12 protein-coding genes are annotated in these 17,673 nt (G+C 60.5%); 9 read left to right on the top strand and 3 right to left on the bottom strand.

Annotated features, from left to right (window positions below):
• Positions 1–72: 72 nt before the first annotated feature.
• Positions 73–2,343 (bottom strand): bifunctional 23S rRNA (guanine(2069)-N(7))-methyltransferase RlmK/23S rRNA (guanine(2445)-N(2))-methyltransferase RlmL, encoded by a 2,271-nt coding sequence (rlmKL, locus tag ACZ3HH_RS14660; protein ID WP_465805593.1) that lies wholly within the window; start codon positions 2,341–2,343, stop codon positions 73–75.
• Positions 2,344–2,871: 528 nt separating this feature from the next.
• On the opposite strand from rlmKL, the gene rmf reads away from it, so the two are divergent.
• Positions 2,872–3,087 carry a ribosome modulation factor gene (rmf, locus tag ACZ3HH_RS14665; RefSeq protein ID WP_003223300.1) on the top strand — a complete coding sequence of 72 codons (216 nt, stop codon included), beginning with the start codon at positions 2,872–2,874 and terminating at the stop codon, positions 3,085–3,087.
• 300 nt (positions 3,088–3,387) lie between these two features.
• On the opposite strand, the gene ACZ3HH_RS14670 is transcribed toward rmf, so the two are convergent.
• Positions 3,388–4,407, bottom strand: coding sequence for a quinone-dependent dihydroorotate dehydrogenase (locus tag ACZ3HH_RS14670; RefSeq protein WP_258622590.1), 1,020 nt, complete (start codon positions 4,405–4,407; stop codon positions 3,388–3,390).
• 230 nt (positions 4,408–4,637) lie between these two features.
• Here ACZ3HH_RS14670 and ACZ3HH_RS14675 point away from each other — a divergent pair, with 230 nt between their 5' ends.
• The 8 genes from ACZ3HH_RS14675 to cobA all read left to right on the top strand — a co-directional run bounded on the left by ACZ3HH_RS14675 (position 4,638) and on the right by cobA (position 16,390).
• The gene (locus ACZ3HH_RS14675) at positions 4,638–5,849 is read left to right on the top strand and encodes a CmpA/NrtA family ABC transporter substrate-binding protein (RefSeq protein ID WP_465805598.1); all 1,212 of its coding nucleotides are present in this window, start codon (positions 4,638–4,640) and stop codon (positions 5,847–5,849) included.
• Between the two features lie 15 nt (positions 5,850–5,864).
• Positions 5,865–6,440 carry an ANTAR domain-containing response regulator gene (locus ACZ3HH_RS14680; RefSeq protein WP_008006986.1) on the top strand — a complete coding sequence of 192 codons (576 nt, stop codon included), beginning with the start codon at positions 5,865–5,867 and terminating at the stop codon, positions 6,438–6,440.
• A gap of 394 nt (positions 6,441–6,834) precedes the next feature.
• The gene (locus tag ACZ3HH_RS14685) at positions 6,835–8,046 is read left to right on the top strand and encodes a nitrate/nitrite transporter (protein ID WP_008006983.1); all 1,212 of its coding nucleotides are present in this window, start codon (positions 6,835–6,837) and stop codon (positions 8,044–8,046) included.
• A 7-nt stretch (positions 8,047–8,053) separates the two neighbouring features.
• Positions 8,054–9,724, top strand: coding sequence for a protein kinase domain-containing protein (locus ACZ3HH_RS14690; protein WP_465805599.1), 1,671 nt, complete (start codon positions 8,054–8,056; stop codon positions 9,722–9,724).
• A 403-nt stretch (positions 9,725–10,127) separates the two neighbouring features.
• A complete protein-coding gene (nirB, locus tag ACZ3HH_RS14695) occupies positions 10,128–12,581 on the top strand; it encodes a nitrite reductase large subunit NirB (RefSeq protein WP_038979924.1) in 2,454 nt (817 codons plus the stop codon).
• Positions 12,578–12,895 carry a nitrite reductase small subunit NirD gene (nirD, locus tag ACZ3HH_RS14700; protein ID WP_038979922.1) on the top strand — a complete coding sequence of 106 codons (318 nt, stop codon included), beginning with the start codon at positions 12,578–12,580 and terminating at the stop codon, positions 12,893–12,895. The genes nirB and nirD overlap by 4 nt, the downstream gene beginning before the upstream one ends.
• A complete protein-coding gene (locus tag ACZ3HH_RS14705; protein ID WP_465805600.1) occupies positions 12,895–15,612 on the top strand; it encodes a nitrate reductase in 2,718 nt (905 codons plus the stop codon). The genes nirD and ACZ3HH_RS14705 overlap by 1 nt, the downstream gene beginning before the upstream one ends.
• A 10-nt stretch (positions 15,613–15,622) precedes the next feature.
• Positions 15,623–16,390, top strand: a complete 768-nt coding sequence (gene cobA / locus ACZ3HH_RS14710) for a uroporphyrinogen-III C-methyltransferase (protein ID WP_367372272.1) — start codon at positions 15,623–15,625, stop codon at positions 16,388–16,390.
• 172 nt (positions 16,391–16,562) lie between these two features.
• Here the strand turns inward: cobA and ACZ3HH_RS14715 are convergent, their stop codons facing one another.
• Positions 16,563–17,597 carry an OmpA family protein gene (locus tag ACZ3HH_RS14715; RefSeq protein WP_465805601.1) on the bottom strand — a complete coding sequence of 345 codons (1,035 nt, stop codon included), beginning with the start codon at positions 17,595–17,597 and terminating at the stop codon, positions 16,563–16,565.
• Positions 17,598–17,673 lie beyond the last annotated feature (76 nt).

The raw sequence follows: 17,673 nt of genomic DNA on the forward strand, positions 1-17,673 counted from the left end.
ATTTGACCAGCACTGAAAGGACCCAAGAGCCTTTAAAAATCAAGGCCCTGTGGATCCAATCGTGCTTAAGGGTCAGCGAGCGGTGATTTTCCAGGCACGGTGAATCTTGCCATTGCGGGCGAAATCCGGATCGATGGTCTGGGCGGTGATTTCTTCAACGGCATAACGCTCGGTGAGGTTTTCCTCGAGCTGGAACTTGCGGAAGTTGTTGGAGAAGTACAACACCCCGCCCGGCGCCAGACGTGCCATGGCCAGGTCGATCAACTGCACCTGATCACGCTGCACGTCGAAAATCCCTTCCATGCGCTTGGAGTTGGAGAAGGTCGGCGGGTCGATGAAGATCAAGTCGTACTCGTCACGGCAGGCATCGAGCCAGGCCATCACATCGCCCTGCTCCAGACGATTCTTGTCGGAGAAACCGTTCAGCGACAGGTTGCGACGCGCCCAATCCAGATAGGTTTTCGACAGATCGACGCTGGTGGTGCTGCGCGCGCCACCCTTGGCGGCATGAACGCTGGCGGTCGCGGTGTAGCAATACAGGTTGAGGAAGCGCTTGCCGGCCGCCTCTTTCTGGATTCGCATGCGCATCGGCCGGTGGTCGAGGAACAGCCCGGTGTCGAGGTAGTCGGTGAGGTTCACCAGCAGCTTCACGCCGCCTTCGTTGACCTCATTGAACTTGCCCTGTGCACTCTGGCGTTCGTACTGCTTGGTGCCGCTCTGACGCTCGCGACGCTTGACCACCACGCGGTTCTTGTCGATGTTCAACGCTTGCGGGATTGCCGCCAGGGCATCGAACATCCGCGCCGAGGCTTTTTCCGGGTCGATGGATTTCGGTGCGGCGTATTCCTGAACGTGGACCCAGTCGTGATACAGGTCGATGGCCATGGAATATTCCGGCATGTCGGCATCGTAGACGCGGTAGCAGTCGATGCCTTCACGCTTGACCCACTTACCGAGGGCCTTGAGGTTCTTTTGCAGGCGGTTGGCAAACATCTGCCCGCCTTCGCTCAAGCGCGGTTGCTCGATCACCACCGGGGCCGGTTTGATCGGGTTACCGTTCTTGTTGTACTTCTCGTATTTGCCCGGCGCTTCGATGTTCGACGGCGCATCGGACTCGACCTGTTCGCGCTCGATCTGGCGCTGTTCCGGAGTACGACGCTCGCCGGTGACGAACTGGTCCGGCGTGACCTTGATCAGCAGCAATTTGCACGGCAAGGCACCGTTCCAGAACGAGTACTGCTTGTGGCTGCGGATGCCCATACGCTTGCCCAGGTCCGGGGCGCCGGTGAACACCGCCGCTTCCCAGTTCAGGCACGCCTGACGCAGACGTTCGCCGAGGTTCTGGTAGAGGTAGAGCAGGCTCGCCTCATCGCCCAGACGCTCGCCGTACGGAGGGTTGCAGATCACCAGGCCTTTCTGGTTCTGGTCCGGGCGCGGCTCGAACGTCGCGACTTCGCCCTGGTAGATCTTGATCCACTCGCTCAGGCCAGCACGTTCGACGTTATTGCGGCCCGGTTGAATCAGGCGCGGGTCAGCTTCGTAACCGCGAATCCACAGCGGTGGCTTGGCCAGACCAGCTGCGGCGCGTTCGGTGGCTTCTTCGTGGAGCTTTTTCCACAGCGCCGGTACGTGACCGAGCCAGGCGGTGAAACCCCATTGCTCGCGACGCAGGTTCGGCGCCATGTCGGCGGCGATCATCGCGGCTTCGACCAGGAACGTACCGACACCGCACATCGGGTCAGCCAGCGCGCCGCCATCGGCGGCAATTCGTGGCCAGCCGGAACGGATCAGAATCGCCGCCGCGAGGTTCTCCTTCAGCGGTGCCGCGCCTTGCTGCAAGCGATAACCGCGCTGGTGCAGGCTGTGACCGGACAGGTCGAGAGAAAGAATCGCTTCGCCACGGTCCAGGCGCAGGTGAATGCGCAGATCCGGGTTGAGCTTGTCGATGGACGGACGGTCGCCTTGCGGAGTACGCAGTTTGTCGACGATGGCGTCTTTGACTTTCAAGGCGCCGAAATGGGTGTTGTCGATGCCCGAGCCGTGACCGCTGAATTCGACGGCCAGGGTGCCGTCGTTGAGCATGTGGTCTTGCCACTCGATATCCAGCACGCCGTGGTAGAGGTCTTCGGCGTCCTTCATCGGGAAACGCTTGAGCACCAGCAGCACGCGGTTCGCCAGACGCGACCACAGGCACAGGCGATAGGCGGTTTCCATGGTGGCCATGCCGCGCACAGCCGAGGTGTGCTCACGTGCTTCCTCAAGGCCAAGCCCGACGGCTTCCTCGATGAGCAGGCCTTCAAGGCCTTTGGGGCAAGTGAGGAAGAGTTCGAAACGATCGGACATGGTAATTCCAGAGCCTTTAGCTAAGTGAACCGGCAACGCATTGCCGATCCGGTTTTCAATCAGGCGTTTTTCTAACAGAACGCCCGCGTGGCACGAAGGTGTGCCTTCCACCCTGACTGCTCGGGTTAAAAGAGCTTAGATGCCAGGACAGATATAAAAGTTGATGCAACAAAATGTCATAAGTCGACCCTTCGTCGAATAGTCCCCGAGTGCAACGGGTGTCATTCTCGTTAAAGGCTTACTCCATCCTCCAGCGCAGGGCCAATCATACCGGGCTTTGGCCAATAAACACGGGCCAAATATCGTGTTACTTATGGCCATAGCATCTTTATGGTTACGTTCTTATGACAAAACGATCATTCCCTCGATGTGACGCATTGGTTAGAACTCAACTCAGGTTGACGTCGCAACGGCGTCAACACCTTGGCTCGCGACGCCGGCAGCGAGCCACCAACGGCAGAATTTTTCTGCCTGACCTCGATTGAGGTCGACGCGATACATACAGTCAACAAGTGAGGGAAACACCCTATGAGAAGACTTAAGCGTGATCCGTTGGAAAGAGCATTTTTGCGCGGATATCAATATGGCGTTGGTGGTAAATCCCGTGAGCTTTGCCCTTTTACTCTACCGTCGGTACGCCAAGCCTGGATCAATGGCTGGCGAGAAGGACGCGGCGACAACTGGGACGGTATGACCGGCACTGCGGGAATCCACAGACTCAACGAACTTCACGCCGTCGGCTAATACAGGGCACACACTCCGACACGACAATCTGATTACGCAACGACTTAACCACGCACGTCCCATCCGGACGGCGGGCTTCGGCCCAGGGGCTCCTTCGAGGAGCCCTTTTTTATGCCTGCAAAAATTGCGGTGGGCTTTTGTGGCGAGGGAGCTTGCTCCCGCTGGGCTGCGAAGCGGCCCCAAAAACCAATCAACTCGGTGTATCAGGTAAAACGCGATTGCAGGATTTACGACTGCTTTGCAGCCGAACGGGAGCAAGCTCCCTCGCCACAAAAGCCTTTACCCAAGGCTACCCAGGTTTCAGCGTAGGGCTGCGATGGCATCCACCGATTCACGAATCAGCGCCGGGCCTTTGTAGATAAAGCCGGAGTAAAGCTGCACCAAACTCGCACCCGCGGCGATTTTCTCAGCCGCGTGCTTGCCTTCGGTGATGCCGCCAACGGCAATAATCGGCAAGCGACCGGCCAGTTCCGCCGCCAGCACCTTCACCGTGTGAGTGCTCTTGTCGCGAACCGGTGCACCGGACAATCCGCCCGCCTCGTCACCATGTTCCAGGCCTTCTACGCCAACACGGCTCAGGGTGGTGTTGGTGGCAATCACCGCATCCATCCCGGTTTCGATCAACGCTTGGGCGACTTGGGCGGTTTCTTCATCAGTCATGTCCGGCGCGATTTTGATCGCCAGCGGAACATGCTTGCCGTGACGCAGGGCCAGTTCCGCCCGGCGCGTGGCCAGGTCAGCGAGCAACTGCTTGAGCGAGTCGCCGAATTGCAGGCTGCGCAGGCCCGGGGTGTTCGGCGAGCTGACGTTGACCGTCACGTAGCTGGCGTGGGCATAGACCTTGTCCAGGCAGATCAGGTAGTCATCGACCGCACGTTCAACTGGCGTATCAAAATTCTTGCCGATGTTGATGCCCAGCACGCCCTTGTACTTGGCCGCCGCCACGCGAGCGAGCAAGTGATCGACGCCGAGGTTGTTGAAGCCCATGCGGTTGATGATCGCCTCGGCGTCCGGCAAGCGGAAAATCCGTGGTTTCGGGTTGCCCGGTTGCGGACGCGGCGTGATGGTGCCGATTTCGACGAAACCGAAACCCAATTGAGCAAAGCCATCGATCGCCGCGCCGTTTTTGTCCAGACCGGCCGCCAACCCCACTGGGTTCGGGAACTCCAGGCCCATGACCGTTACCGGCAGTTTCGCCGGCGCCTTGCACAGCAAGCCGTTGAGGCCCAAACGCCCGCCCGCGCCGATCAGGTCCAGGGACAGATCGTGGGAGGTTTCCGGGGAAAGTTTGAACAGCAGCTGACGGGCCAGGGTGTACATGGGCAGGCTTGACTCGGTTGGCGATGAGAGGCGGCGATTATAGCCGCGCATCAGGGCTTCACGCGAGGCGCGCAACAAAATCAGCCAGCGATGGCATATGCCTTGCACCGTCACAGGCATCAGCACTCATGCCAACGGCGGGATGAGTGGAAGGACAATGGCGTCGTCACCCGGCTTTGCCCACGCAAGGGCCTTGGGACGACGCTTTTTTTTTGGAAGGTGCGAAATCGATGAACGAACCATCAACCGGCCCACTGGCCTGGGTCAATGGCAGCGATGCCCCGGAAAAAACCGCAATCAACCTCGGCTTCATGGCCCTGAGCGACTGCGCCTCAGTGGTGGTCGCGGCCACTCAGGGCTTCGCCCAACCGTACGGCCTGACCCTGAACCTCAAGCGCCAATCGTCATGGGCCAACCTGCGGGACAAACTGGTCAGCGGCGAACTCGACGCCGCCCACAGCCTGTACGGCCTGATTTACGCCGTGCACCTGGGCATCGGCGGCGTAGCGTCCACCGACATGGCCGTGCTCATGGGCCTGAACCAGAACGGCCAGAGCATCAACCTCTCCCACGGCTTGCAGGCCTTGGGCGTGACCAGTCCTGAAGCATTGGACCGGCACGTGCACCAAAGTCGCCCAAAACTGACCTTCGCTCAGACATTTCCTACGGGCACCCACGCTATGTGGCTGTATTACTGGCTCGCGAGCCAGGGTATTCATCCATTGCAGGATGTCGACAGCGTGGTGGTACCGCCGCCGCAAATGGTCGCGCACCTGCAAGCCGGACGCATCGACGGTTTCTGTGTCGGCGAGCCGTGGGCGGCCAGTGCGGTGCAGCAGAATCTCGGGTTTACGATGGCCACCAGCCAGACCCTCTGGCCCGATCACCCGGAAAAAGTCCTCGGCTGCACCCGCGCCTTTGTCGAGCAATACCCCAACACCGCACGGGCATTGGTGATGGCGATCCTCGAAGCCAGCCGATTCATCGAAGCCAGCCGCGAAAATCGCCGCAGCACCGCGCAACTGTTGAGCGCACCTGAGTATCTGGATGCACCGCTCGATTGCATCGAACCACGCTTGCTCGGTGACTACGCCGACGGTTTGGGCAATTGCTGGCAAGACCCGCACGCCATGCGTTTCCACGGTGGTGGCGAGGTCAATTTTCCGTATTTGTCCGACGGCATGTGGTTCATGACCCAGTTCCGGCGTTGGGGTTTACTGCGTGACGACCCGGATTACCTCGGCGTGGCCCGTCAGGTCCAGCAACTAGACTTATACCGTGAGGCCGCCACTGCTGTCGGTGTGCCCGCCCGGAGTCAGGAAATGCGCAGCAGTCAATTGATCGACGGCAAAGTCTGGGACGGTTCGGACCCGGCCGGCTATGCCCGCAGCTTCACGCTGCACGCCATGAGCGACAGCGCTCCCCTTCTCGCCAGCCGCTGACAGGAGCCTACGAATATGTTGCGTATCCTGCTGATCAATGACACTGCGAAAAAAGTCGGACGTCTGAAAGCGGCCCTGACCGAAGCCGGGTTCGAGGTCATCGACGAGTCCGGCCTGACCATTGACCTGCCCGCGCGCGTCGAAACGGTGCGCCCGGACGTGATCCTGATCGATACCGAGTCACCGAGCCGCGATGTGATGGAGCAAGTGGTGCTGGTGACCCGTGACCAACCACGGCCGATTGTGATGTTCACCGACGAGCACGACCCCGACGTGATGCGCCGGGCAATCAAGTCCGGCGTCAGTGCCTACATCGTCGAAGGCATTCACGCACAACGCTTGCAGCCGATTCTCGACGTGGCCATGGCGCGCTTTGAAAGCGACCAGGCCCTGCGCGCGCAACTGCACGCCCGCGACCAGCAACTGGCCGAGCGCAAGCGCATCGAGTTGGCCAAGGGGCTACTGATGAAGATGAAGGACTGCAACGAAGAAGAGGCCTACACCCTGATGCGCCGCCAGGCCATGAGCCGCCAGCAGAAGCTGATACAGGTGGCGGAGCAGATCATTGCCATGAGTGAGTTGTTGGGTTGACTGCCTCACTCCTGTGGCGAGGGAGCTTGCTCCCGCTGGGCTGCGAAGCAGCCCCAAAACCAGCCAATCCGGTGTATCAGACGCAAACCGGGTGCAGGATTTACGACTGCTTCGCAGCCGAGCGGGAGCAAGCTCCCTCGCCACAACAACCTCTATAGCCACAACAACCGCCTGTTGGCACAAATCTCGCTAAGTAAAACCCTGCAAGGTAACCAACGGCGGTTGCCCCACCTACGACAAAGACGTCGCTCACCTCATTCGCCCCCTTGGCGGATCGGGTAGCGGCGTTTTTCCGTTTTGGCCCCAGAGACCGGGGCTGGTGGTGCGGCCATTGTGGCGCCCCACCTGCAAGCTCATGACTCCTTCTTGATACGCCTGACAGCTGAGGTGCGCGATGAATTCAAGCTTCTGGAAATCCGGCCATACCCCGACACTGTTCGCAGCCTTCCTCTATTTCGATCTGAGTTTCATGGTCTGGTACCTGCTCGGCCCTTTGGCGGTGCAGATCGCTGCTGATCTGCACCTGACCACCCAACAGCGCGGGCTGGTGGTGGCCACGCCGATTCTGGCCGGGGCCGTATTGCGCTTTGCGATGGGCCTGCTGGCTGATCGTCTGTCGCCAAAAACCGCCGGGATAATCGGCCAGGTGATCGTCATCTGCGCCCTGTTCGTCGCCTGGAAAGTCGGCATCCACAGTTACGAGCAAGCGCTGTTGCTGGGCCTGTTCCTCGGCATGGCCGGTGCGTCCTTCGCCGTCGCCCTGCCGTTGGCCTCGCAATGGTATCCGCCCCAGCACCAGGGCAAAGCCATGGGCATCGCCGGTGCCGGTAACTCGGGCACCGTCCTCGCGGCCTTGATCGCCCCGGTACTGGCCGCTGCATTTGGCTGGAGCAACGTGTTCGGCTTCGCCCTGATCCCGCTGATCCTGACCTTGATCGTCTTCGCCTGGCTGGCCAAAAATGCACCCGAGCGCCCGAAAGCCAAGTCCGTGTCTGACTATTTCAAGGCCTTGGGTGACCGGGACAGCTGGTGGTTCATGTTTTTCTACAGCGTGACCTTCGGTGGCTTCATCGGTCTGGCCAGCGCCCTGCCCGGCTACTTCAACGACCAATACGGCCTGAGCCCGGTGACCGCCGGCTACTACACTGCTGCTTGTGTGTTCGGTGGCAGCCTGATGCGTCCGTTGGGCGGCGCGCTGGCGGATCGCTTCGGCGGGATTCGCACCCTGCTGGCGATGTACACCGTGGCGGCGATCTGTATTGCGACGGTAGGTTTCAATCTGCCGAGTTCCTACGCCGCGTTGGCACTTTTCGTCTGCACCATGCTCGGTTTGGGTGCAGGCAACGGTGCGGTATTCCAGTTGGTCCCACAGCGTTTTCGCCGGGAGATCGGTGTGATGACCGGGCTGATCGGCATGGCCGGCGGCATCGGTGGCTTCGCACTGGCGGCCGGCATGGGCGCGATCAAACAAAGCACTGGCAGCTATCAACTGGCCTTGTGGTTGTTCGCAAGCCTCGGTGTACTTGCCTGGTTCGGTCTGCATGGCGTGAAACGTCGCTGGAGAACCACTTGGGGTTCGGCAGCCGTCACCGCTGCACGGGTATGAGGACTGCATGAGCCTGCAACTGAGCTTCGCCGAACACAGCGCCATCGGCCCCCGCGAGGAGAACCAGGACGCTCTGCGCCTGGTCACTCCGGCCCCGGCGCTGGCGGCGAGCAAGGGTTACCTGTTCGCCATCGCCGACGGCGTCAGCCAATGTGCCGATGGCGGTCTCGCGGCCCGCTCGACCTTGCAGGCCTTGGCGCTGGACTACTACGCCACCCCGGAAACCTGGGGCGTCGCCCAGGCACTGGACCGCCTGCTACTGGCGCAAAATCGCTGGTTGCAGGCTAACGGTGGCGGGCAACCGCTGCTGACCACGGTCAGTGCCTTGGTGATACGCGGCCGGCGCTTCACCCTGGCGCATGTCGGCGATTGCCGGGTTTATCGCTGGCACGCCGACACACTGCAACGGGTGAGTGAGGATCACGTCTGGGACCAGCCGGGCATGCAGCATGTGCTCAAACGGGCCTTGGGGCTGGATCAACACCTGGTGCTGGACTTTCTCGATGGCGAACTGCGCCTGAACGAGAGTTTCGTGCTGCTCAGCGACGGCATCTGGGCCGTGCTGGGCGACACCGCCATTGCAGCGATTCTGCGCGATCAGCCTGACCTGAACAGTGCCGCGCAGACCCTGGTCAGCGCTGCGCATCTGGCCGGCAGTCAGGACAACGCCAGCGCCCTGCTGGTGCGGGTCGATGCCCTCGGTGAAACCAGCATTGGCGACGCACTGATTCATCTGCAGCAATGGCCACTCCCGCCTGCGCTGAAGCAGGGCCAGACCTTCGAAGGCTGGCAGGTCGAAGGGATCCTCGGCCAGAGCCAGCAATCGCTGCTCTACCGGGTGCGCGATGCACAACAACAGCCCTGGCTGCTGAAAACCTTGCCCAGTGCGCTCCGTGACGATCACCAGGCCGGACAGGCATTGTTGTCGGAGGAATGGTTTCTCAAGCGTGTGGCCGGGCGGCATTTTCCTGAAGTCCATGCCGCCAGTCAGCGTCAGCATTTGTACTACGTGATGCGGGAATACTCCGGGTCGACCTTGGCTGAGCTGCATGAGCGTGTCGCAACGCTGCCATTGGCTCAATGGCTGGACCTGGCCGAACGCTTGCTGCGGGCCATCGGCATATTGCATCGACGGCAGATTCTGCATCGCGATATCAAACCGGAGAACCTGCTGCTAGGGGACGACGGTGAGCTGCGCCTGCTGGATTTCGGCCTCGCCTACTGCCCCGGCCTGTCCGAAGATCAAGCCTGCGCCCTGCCCGGAACGCCCAGCTATATCGCGCCGGAAGCCTTTCGAGGTGACGCTCCTACACCACAACAGGATTTGTATGCAGTCGGCGTGACCTTGTATTACCTGCTGACCGGGCATTATCCCTACGGCGAAATCGAAGCGTTCCAGCGCCCTCGGTTTGGCGTGCCTGTCAGCGCCAGTCGCTACCGGCCCGACCTGCCGGAATGGATCGCGCAAAGTCTGGAGCGTGCGGTGGCGGCGGCTCCGGATCAGCGTTTTGAAACGGCGGAAGAATGGTTGTTGCTACTGGAACAGGGAGAACGACGCAGTTTGAGCGTGCGCCCCAGACCGTTGCTGGAGCGCGAACCGCTGAAAGTCTGGCGGACGTTGGCGCTGGTGTCGTTGCTGGTGAATCTGGTGCTGCTGTTTTTGCTGTTTCATGGTTGAGTTTTTCACTTCACCCAAAAGATCAAAAGATCGCAGCCTGCGGCAGCTCCTACCGGTGCCCACGATCTCCTGTAGGAATTACCGCAGGCTGCGATCTTTTGACTTTTCTGCTTCAAAACCGGGCATGGCGCATTGAACCGGTGCACGCAAACACCCTCCTCCCACGGTGAGAGCCCATAAATTCGGCATTTGCCCGACTTGGCACAACCACTGCATTACCTTTCCCAACATACATAAAGCCCAACCTTCAACGTAGAAGGCTGCGCTGCCCGAGAGAACGGGACAAGGACAAAGGCGTCCTCGCTAGTTAACTAGCGGGACGCCTTTTTTTGTTTGCGCAAAATTTTGTCGAGCAAGGCCTGAATGCCCTGATGAGGCAGGCCCGAGCTCCCCGGAGAACCTGATGAAAAAACTAAAACTAGTGATGATCGGCAACGGCATGGCCGGGGTTCGTACCCTGGAAGAACTGCTCAAGCTGAGTAATGAGCTGTACGACATCACGGTCTTCGGCGCCGAACCCCATACCAACTACAACCGCATCCTGCTGTCGCCTGTTCTGGCCGGCGAACAGACCTTCGAAGAGATCGTGCTCAACGATCTGGACTGGTACCTGGAAAACAACATCAAGCTGCTGCTCAACCGCAAAGTGGTGGAGATCGACCGGGTCAAACGCCGGGTCATCGCCGAGGACGGCACCGAGGCCGAATACGACCGCCTGCTGATTGCCACCGGCTCGACCCCGTTCATCCTGCCGATCCCCGGCAACACCTTGCAGGGCGTGATCGGCTACCGCGACATTGCCGACACCCAGGCGATGATCGACACCGCCAAGACCCACAAGCACGCCGTGGTCATCGGCGGCGGCCTGCTAGGTCTTGAAGCCGCCAACGGCCTGATGCTGCGCGGCATGCACGTCACCGTGGTGCACATCGGCGAATGGCTGCTGGAGCGGCAACTGGACAAAACCAGCGGCCAACTCCTGCAAACCGCCCTGGAAGCCCGAGGCCTGCATTTCCGCCTGTGCGAACAGACCCAGGCCCTGCACGACGCCGGCAATGGCCGGGTCGGCTCGGTGCAGTTCAAGAACGGCGACATCATCCCCGCCGATCTGGTGGTGATGGCCGCCGGTATTCGCCCCAATACCGAACTCGCGGAAAAATCCGGCATCCCGTGCAACCGCGGGATTCTGGTCAACGACACCATGCAAACCTACGACCCTCGGGTCTACGCCATCGGCGAATGCGCCAGCCACCGTGGCATCGCCTACGGCCTGGTTGCGCCATTGTTCGAACAGGCCAAGGTCTGCGCCAACCACCTCGCCCAACTGGGCTTCGCCACCTACAAGGGCTCGGTGACGTCGACCAAATTGAAAGTCACCGGCATCGACCTGTTTTCCGCTGGCGACTTCATGGGCGGCGAAGGCACCGAAACCATCACCCTCTCCGACCCGATCGGCGGGGTCTACAAAAAACTGGTGATCAAGGATGACGTGCTGGTCGGCGCCTGTCTGTACGGCGATACGGCAGATGGCGGTTGGTATTTCCGGCAGATCCGTGAGAACCATGGCATCGGCGAGATCCGCGATCACTTGATGTTCGGCGAAAACGCCTTGGGCGACGTAGGACATCAAGGCCAGGACAAAGCCATGAGCATGGCCGACACCGCCGAAGTCTGCGGCTGCAACGGCGTGTGCAAAGGCACCATCGTCAAGGCCATTCAGGAACACGGACTGTTCAGCGTCGATGACGTGAAGAAACACACCAAGGCTGCCAGTTCTTGCGGTTCCTGCGCCGGCCTCGTCGAACAGATCCTGATCAACACCGTGGGCGGCGCGGCTGACGTCAAACCGAAAAGCGAAAAAGCCATCTGCGGTTGCAGCGACCTCAACCACGGGCAAATCCGCCAGGCCATCCGCGACCAGCACCTGCTGACCATCGCTGGCACCATGAGCTACCTGAACTGGCGCACCCCGAACGGTTGCGCCACGTGCCGCCCGGCACTCAACTACTACCTGATTTCCACCTGGCCAGGCGAGGCCAAGGACGATCCGCAATCGCGCCTGATCAACGAACGCGCCCACGCCAACATTCAGAAAGACGGCACTTACTCTGTAGTCCCGCGGATGTGGGGCGGTGTGACCAATCCTTCAGAGCTGCGACGCATTGCTGACGTGGCCGACAAGTACAACGTGCCGATGGTCAAGGTCACCGGCGGCCAGCGCATCGACTTGCTGGGAATCAAAAAGCAGGACCTTCCAGGCGTCTGGAAAGACCTGGATATGGCGTCCGGTCACGCCTACGGCAAATCCATCCGCACCGTAAAAACCTGTGTCGGCAGCGAGTTCTGCCGCTTCGGCACCCAGAATTCCACGCAACTGGGCATCGAGCTTGAGCACGACCTGTTCAACATGTGGTCGCCACACAAAGTGAAACTGGCCGTCTCCGGTTGCCCACGCAACTGCTCGGAAGCGGGGATCAAGGACGTCGGAATTATCGGCGTGGACTCCGGCTGGGAGATGTACATCGGCGGCAACGGTGGGATCAAAACTGAAGTCGCGGAGTTCTTCGTCAAACTGAAAACCGCCGAAGAAGTGCGCGAGTACAACGGCGCGTTCCTGCAGCTGTATCGCGAAGAAGCCTTCTACCTCGAGCGCACCGTGCACTACCTGCAACGGGTCGGCATGGAACACATCAAGAAAGCCGTGCTGGAAGACCCGGAGCGGCGCAAGGCATTGAACGATCGCCTGCAATTTTCCCTGTCGTTCGAGCAGGACCCCTGGAAGGAACGCCTCGAGCAGCCGCTGCTGAAAAAAGAATTCGAGGTCATTCCCGTGAAGAACCTGGAGGTGTCGGTATGAACTGGCTGGATATCTGCGCACTGGAAGAGATCAACACCCTTGGCTCGCGGATCATCGCCGGCCCGAAAGGTGACATCGCGATTTTTCGTACGAGCGACGATGAGGTTTTCGCCCTCGACGACCGCTGCCCGCACAAGGGTGGACCGCTGTCCCAAGGTTTGATCTACGGCAAGCGGGTGGCCTGCCCGCTGCACAACTGGCAGATCGATCTGGAAACCGGTGAGGCCCAGGCCCCGGATGTCGGCTGCGCCCACCATCATTCGGCACGAGTCGAGAACGGCCGCGTGCTGCTGGCCCTACGGGAAGCAAGCTGATGGACCGTCAAATCACCGCCTCCACCTGCTGCTACTGCGGGGTCGGCTGCGGCGTGCTGATCGAACACGACGGCGAGCGCATCCTCGGCGTCAGCGGCGACCCGGCACACCCGGCCAACTTCGGCAAATTGTGCAGTAAAGGTTCGACCCTGCACCTGACCGGCGACCTTGCGGCACGGGCGTTGTACCCGGAACTGCGCTTGGGTAAAGGCCTGGCCCGCAGCCGCACCGACTGGGACACTGCGCTCGATCACGCCGCCAGCGTCTTCGCCGAGGCCATCGCCGAGCATGGCCCGGACAGTGTTGCGTTCTACATCTCCGGGCAATTGCTGACCGAGGATTACTACGCCTTCAACAAACTGGCGCGAGCGCTGGTGGGCACCAACAACATCGACAGCAATTCGCGGCTGTGCATGTCTTCTGCTGTGGTCGGCTACAAGCGCAGCCTCGGCGCCGATGCTCCGCCTTGCAACTACGAAGACCTGGAGTTGAGCGACTGCGTGATGATCGTCGGCAGCAACATGGCCTACGCCCACCCGGTCCTCTTTCGTCGCCTGGAAGAAGCCAAATCCCGCCGTCCACAGATGAAAGTCATCGTCATTGATCCGCGGCGCACCGACACCTGCGATTTGGCCGACCTGCATTTGGCGATTCTGCCCGGTACCGATGTCGCCTTGTTTCATGGGATTTTGCACCTGTTGCTGTGGGAAGACTGGGTCGACCGCGACTTCATCAAGGCCCACACCGAAGGCCTCGCCGAGCTGAAAAACCTGGTCCGCGATTACACCCCGACAATGGTTTCGCAACTCTGTGGGATCAGCGTCGAGCAACTGCATCAATGCGCGGAATGGGTCGGCACTTCATCGAGCTTTCTGTCGCTGTGGTGCATGGGGCTGAATCAGTCCACCGCCGGCAGCGCGAAGAACAGCGCGCTGATCAACCTGCACCTGGCCACCGGGCAAATCGGCCGGCCTGGTGCAGGACCTTTCTCACTGACCGGTCAGCCGAATGCCATGGGTGGCCGGGAAACCGGCAGTTTGTCGAACCTGCTGCCAGGCCATCGCGAAGCGGCCAATGCCGACCACCGCGCACAAGTGGCCGACTACTGGGGCGTTGATCAACTGCCCGCGAACACCGGCCTAACGGCCATCGAGCTGTTCGAGCAGATGCGCAGCGGCAAGATCAAAGCCCTGTGGATCGCCTGCACCAACCCTGCACAGTCGCTGCCGGATCAGACCGCTGTACGCGCGGCACTGCAAGCTTGCCCGTTCGTGGTGTTGCAGGAAGCCTTTCACACCACCGAAACCGCCGCGTTCGCCGACCTGCTGCTGCCCGCCGCCAGTTGGGGTGAAAAAGACGGCACGGTCACCAACTCCGAACGACGCATTTCCCACGTCCGTCAGGCCATCGGCGCACCCGGTGAAGCACGGCCCGACTGGGCGATCACCGTGGATTTCGCACAGCGCCTGGAAAAACATCTGCGCCCTGGAGCAACCAGCCTGTTTGCCTTTGAAACCCCGGCGCAGGTCTTCGATGAATACAAACACCTGACTCGCGGCCGCGACCTCGACTTGTCCGGGATCAGTCATGAATTGATCGACCAGCTCGGTCCGCAGCAATGGCCCTTCCCCGTTGGTGCCCGCGAAGGCACGGCGCGGCTGTATCTCGACGGAGTTTTCCCGACCGCCAGCGGGCGTGCACAGTTCGTCACCGACCCGTATCGCGCCGCCAAGGAGCAACGCGATGCGCGCTTCCCGCTGACCCTGATCACCGGCCGTCTGCGCGATCAATGGCACGGCATGAGCCGCACCGGTACCGCCGCGCAGCTATTCGGCCATGTCAGCGAAGCCGTGTTGAGCCTGCACCCGGATGAACTGCGTCGGCATCGCCTGCAACCTGGCGATCTGATCAATCTGAAAAGTCGCCGAGGCTCGGTGATCGTGCCAGTCAGCAGCGACGACAGCGTACGTCCGGGCCAGGCCTTCCTGCCGATGCACTGGGGCGACCGCTTTCTCAAGGGCGGCGTGAACACCCTCACCCTTCCCGCCTTCGACCCATTGTCGAAACAACCGGAACTCAAACACAGCGGTGTGCGACTCGAGCCCGTGCAATTGCCTTGGCAGCTTTTCGCCCTGATAGAGGGTGATGTTCAACAGCACCTAGAGACGTTGCGACCGCTCTGCGAGGCGTTTTCCTACGCAAGCCTCAGCCTCACCGGCCGTGAACGCCCAGCGCTGCTGATACGCGCTGCCAGCGCCACCGCGCCAGAGCCGCAGCTGTTGCGTGATATCGATCAATGCCTGGGGCTCAACGACGGCCCGGTATTGGCCTACGACGATCCTCGGCGCTCGATCGGCAAGCGAGTACGGATCGAGAACGGTCGGATCACCGCGATTCGCCTGGCCGGTGAAACCCTCGCTCAGCACTGGCTGCAAAGCCTGTGGCTGGAAGGTCGCGCCGACGAACAGCTACGCCGTTGGCTGCTGGCGCCTTTGAGTGCGCCACCGGGCAGCGCTGGCGGTCCGGCATCGGGCACCAAAACCCTGTGCAACTGCATGAACGTCAGCCAGAACGCGGTGTGTGCCGGCATCAGCCGTGGTCTGGATTTGCAGGGTTTGAAACAAGAATTGGGCTGCGGCACGCAATGCGGCTCCTGCGTTCCGGAAATCAAGCGTTTGCTGGCCGCCACTGCGCAGCCAGTCGCCGTCATCTCGTGAGGAAAACACTATGAGCGCAAAAGTCTGGCTGGTGGGTGCGGGTCCTGGCGACCCTGAATTGCTGACCCTCAAGGCGGTTCGAGCGTTGCGCGAAGCGGACGTGGTGCTGATCGACGATCTGGTCAATGACGCGGTGCTGGAGCATTGCCCGAATGCGCGAATTATTCCTGTGGGCAAGCGCGGCGGCTGTCGCTCAACGCCTCAAGCCTTCATTCATCGCCTGATGTTGCGTTATACCCGCCACGGCAAATGCGTGGTGCGGCTCAAGGGCGGCGATCCGTGCATCTTCGGGCGCGGTGGTGAAGAAGCACAGTGGCTGCGTGAGCGTGGCGTCGAGGTTGAGCTGGTCAATGGCATCACCGCAGGTCTTGCCGGTGCGACCCAATGCGATATTCCGCTGACGCTAAGGGGCGTCGCGCGTGGCGTGACACTGGTCACGGCGCACACTCAGGATGACAGCAGCCTGAATTGGCAGGCCCTGGCTCAAGGAGGCACCACACTGGTGATCTACATGGGCGTGGCGAAGCTCAGTGAAATTCGCGAGCAACTGCTGGCCGGCGGAATGGCTGCCGATACGCCTGTGGCGATGATCGAAAATGCTTCCCTGCCGCACCAACGGGAATGTCGGAGCGACTTGGCAGCCATGGAAGACGATGCCTGCGACTTCCAGCTCAAAAGCCCGGCGATTCTGGTGATCGGTGCAGTGGCGGCCTGTGATGAGATCAAAAGATCGCAGCCTGCGGCAGCTCCTGCATTGGCTCGGTGTTTATCCTTGTAGGAATTAAAAGATCGCAGCCTTCGGCAGTTCCTACAGGGATAAATACCAAATCCATGTAGGAGCTTCCGCAGGCTGCGATCTCTTAGCAGCAGCGCACAGCCCTCGCTGAAACCCAAATCGCAGACAAAGAAAAGCCCGGCCTAAGCCGGGCTTTTCCAGAGCTGCGAGCTAATTACTTACCGCTAGCTTCAACCTGCGCTTCTACGCGACGGTTTACAGCGCGACCAGCTTCAGTTTTGTTGTCAGCAACTGGGCGGGATTCGCCGTAGCCAACAGACTGAACGCGGGAAGATTCAACACCGTACTGGTTGGTCAGAACTTGCTTAACGGCGTTTGCACGACGCTCGGACAGTTTCTGGTTGTAAGCGTCAGGACCGACGGAGTCAGTGTGACCTTCAACAGTAGTAGTGGTGGATGGGTACTGCTTCATGAAGTCAGCCAGGTTTTTGATGTCGCCGTAGCTGTTAGGCTTGACTACCGACTTGTCGAAGTCGAATTTCACGTCCAGCTCAACACGAACAACTTCAGCAACTGCTGGGCAGCCATCAGCGTCAACAGTTACGTTGGCGGCGGTGTCCGGGCACTTGTCAACGTTGTCGCAAACGCCATCGTTGTCGCTGTCGGCGCAGACTTCAGCTGGTGCTGGAACTGGAGCAGCAGCAGGCTTGGAGCCGCCACCGAAGTTCACACCGATACCAACGCTAGGAGCCCACTCGGTGTCGCCCTGGTCGATGTTGTACTGAGCTTCAACGCCGGCACGGGCGTAGAAGTTCTCGGTGAAGTACAGCTTGGCACCGCCGCCAACGTTGGCGAAGGTGGAACCGTTACGACCGCCTTTGCCATTCTGGCCGATGCTTTGATCGGAGAAGCCAGCCGATACGTATGGACGCAGCATGTCGCCCGGGTTGTTGAAGTGGTACAGAGCGTCCAGAGCGGTGTTAGCGCCCTTGATGTTACGACCGTCGTCGGAACGCACGTTGTGCACTTCGTCGTAGCCCAGACGCAGTTCAACGTCGTCGGTCAGGAAGTAACCAACAGAACCGCCGAACAGGTTGCCGTTGTTCTTGAAGTTACGAGCGCTGTCGAATTGTTCTTTCTTAGCGAAGCCTTCGATTTCAACTGCGCCTTGGCCTTGTGCCAGAGCGCCGAACGAAGTGGCGGCAATAAGAGAACCAATGGCCAAGCCCAAGGTGTTTTTCAGTTTCATCCGTTAAATCCCCATCTGGTGATTGTGAAGCAGTCCCGCAAACCGGGGGACAACTCGGCGGCAAGTCTATCAGAAC

This window comes from Pseudomonas sp. PME37.24/025 (assembly GCF_055556615.1).

Coding starts and splice junctions, on each gene's coding strand:
- ACZ3HH_RS14675 (WP_465805598.1), top strand. CDS start 4,638: ATGAACGAACCATCAACCGGCCCACTGGCCTGGGTCAATGGCAGCGAT.
- ACZ3HH_RS14670 (WP_258622590.1), bottom strand. CDS start 4,407: ATGTACACCCTGGCCCGTCAGCTGCTGTTCAAACTTTCCCCGGAAACC.
- ACZ3HH_RS14690 (WP_465805599.1), top strand. CDS start 8,054: ATGAGCCTGCAACTGAGCTTCGCCGAACACAGCGCCATCGGCCCCCGC.
- cobA (WP_367372272.1), top strand. CDS start 15,623: ATGAGCGCAAAAGTCTGGCTGGTGGGTGCGGGTCCTGGCGACCCTGAA.
- ACZ3HH_RS14680 (WP_008006986.1), top strand. CDS start 5,865: ATGTTGCGTATCCTGCTGATCAATGACACTGCGAAAAAAGTCGGACGT.
- rmf (WP_003223300.1), top strand. CDS start 2,872: ATGAGAAGACTTAAGCGTGATCCGTTGGAAAGAGCATTTTTGCGCGGA.
- ACZ3HH_RS14705 (WP_465805600.1), top strand. CDS start 12,895: ATGGACCGTCAAATCACCGCCTCCACCTGCTGCTACTGCGGGGTCGGC.
- nirB (WP_038979924.1), top strand. CDS start 10,128: ATGAAAAAACTAAAACTAGTGATGATCGGCAACGGCATGGCCGGGGTT.
- ACZ3HH_RS14685 (WP_008006983.1), top strand. CDS start 6,835: ATGAATTCAAGCTTCTGGAAATCCGGCCATACCCCGACACTGTTCGCA.
- ACZ3HH_RS14715 (WP_465805601.1), bottom strand. CDS start 17,597: ATGAAACTGAAAAACACCTTGGGCTTGGCCATTGGTTCTCTTATTGCC.
- nirD (WP_038979922.1), top strand. CDS start 12,578: ATGAACTGGCTGGATATCTGCGCACTGGAAGAGATCAACACCCTTGGC.
- rlmKL (WP_465805593.1), bottom strand. CDS start 2,343: ATGTCCGATCGTTTCGAACTCTTCCTCACTTGCCCCAAAGGCCTTGAA.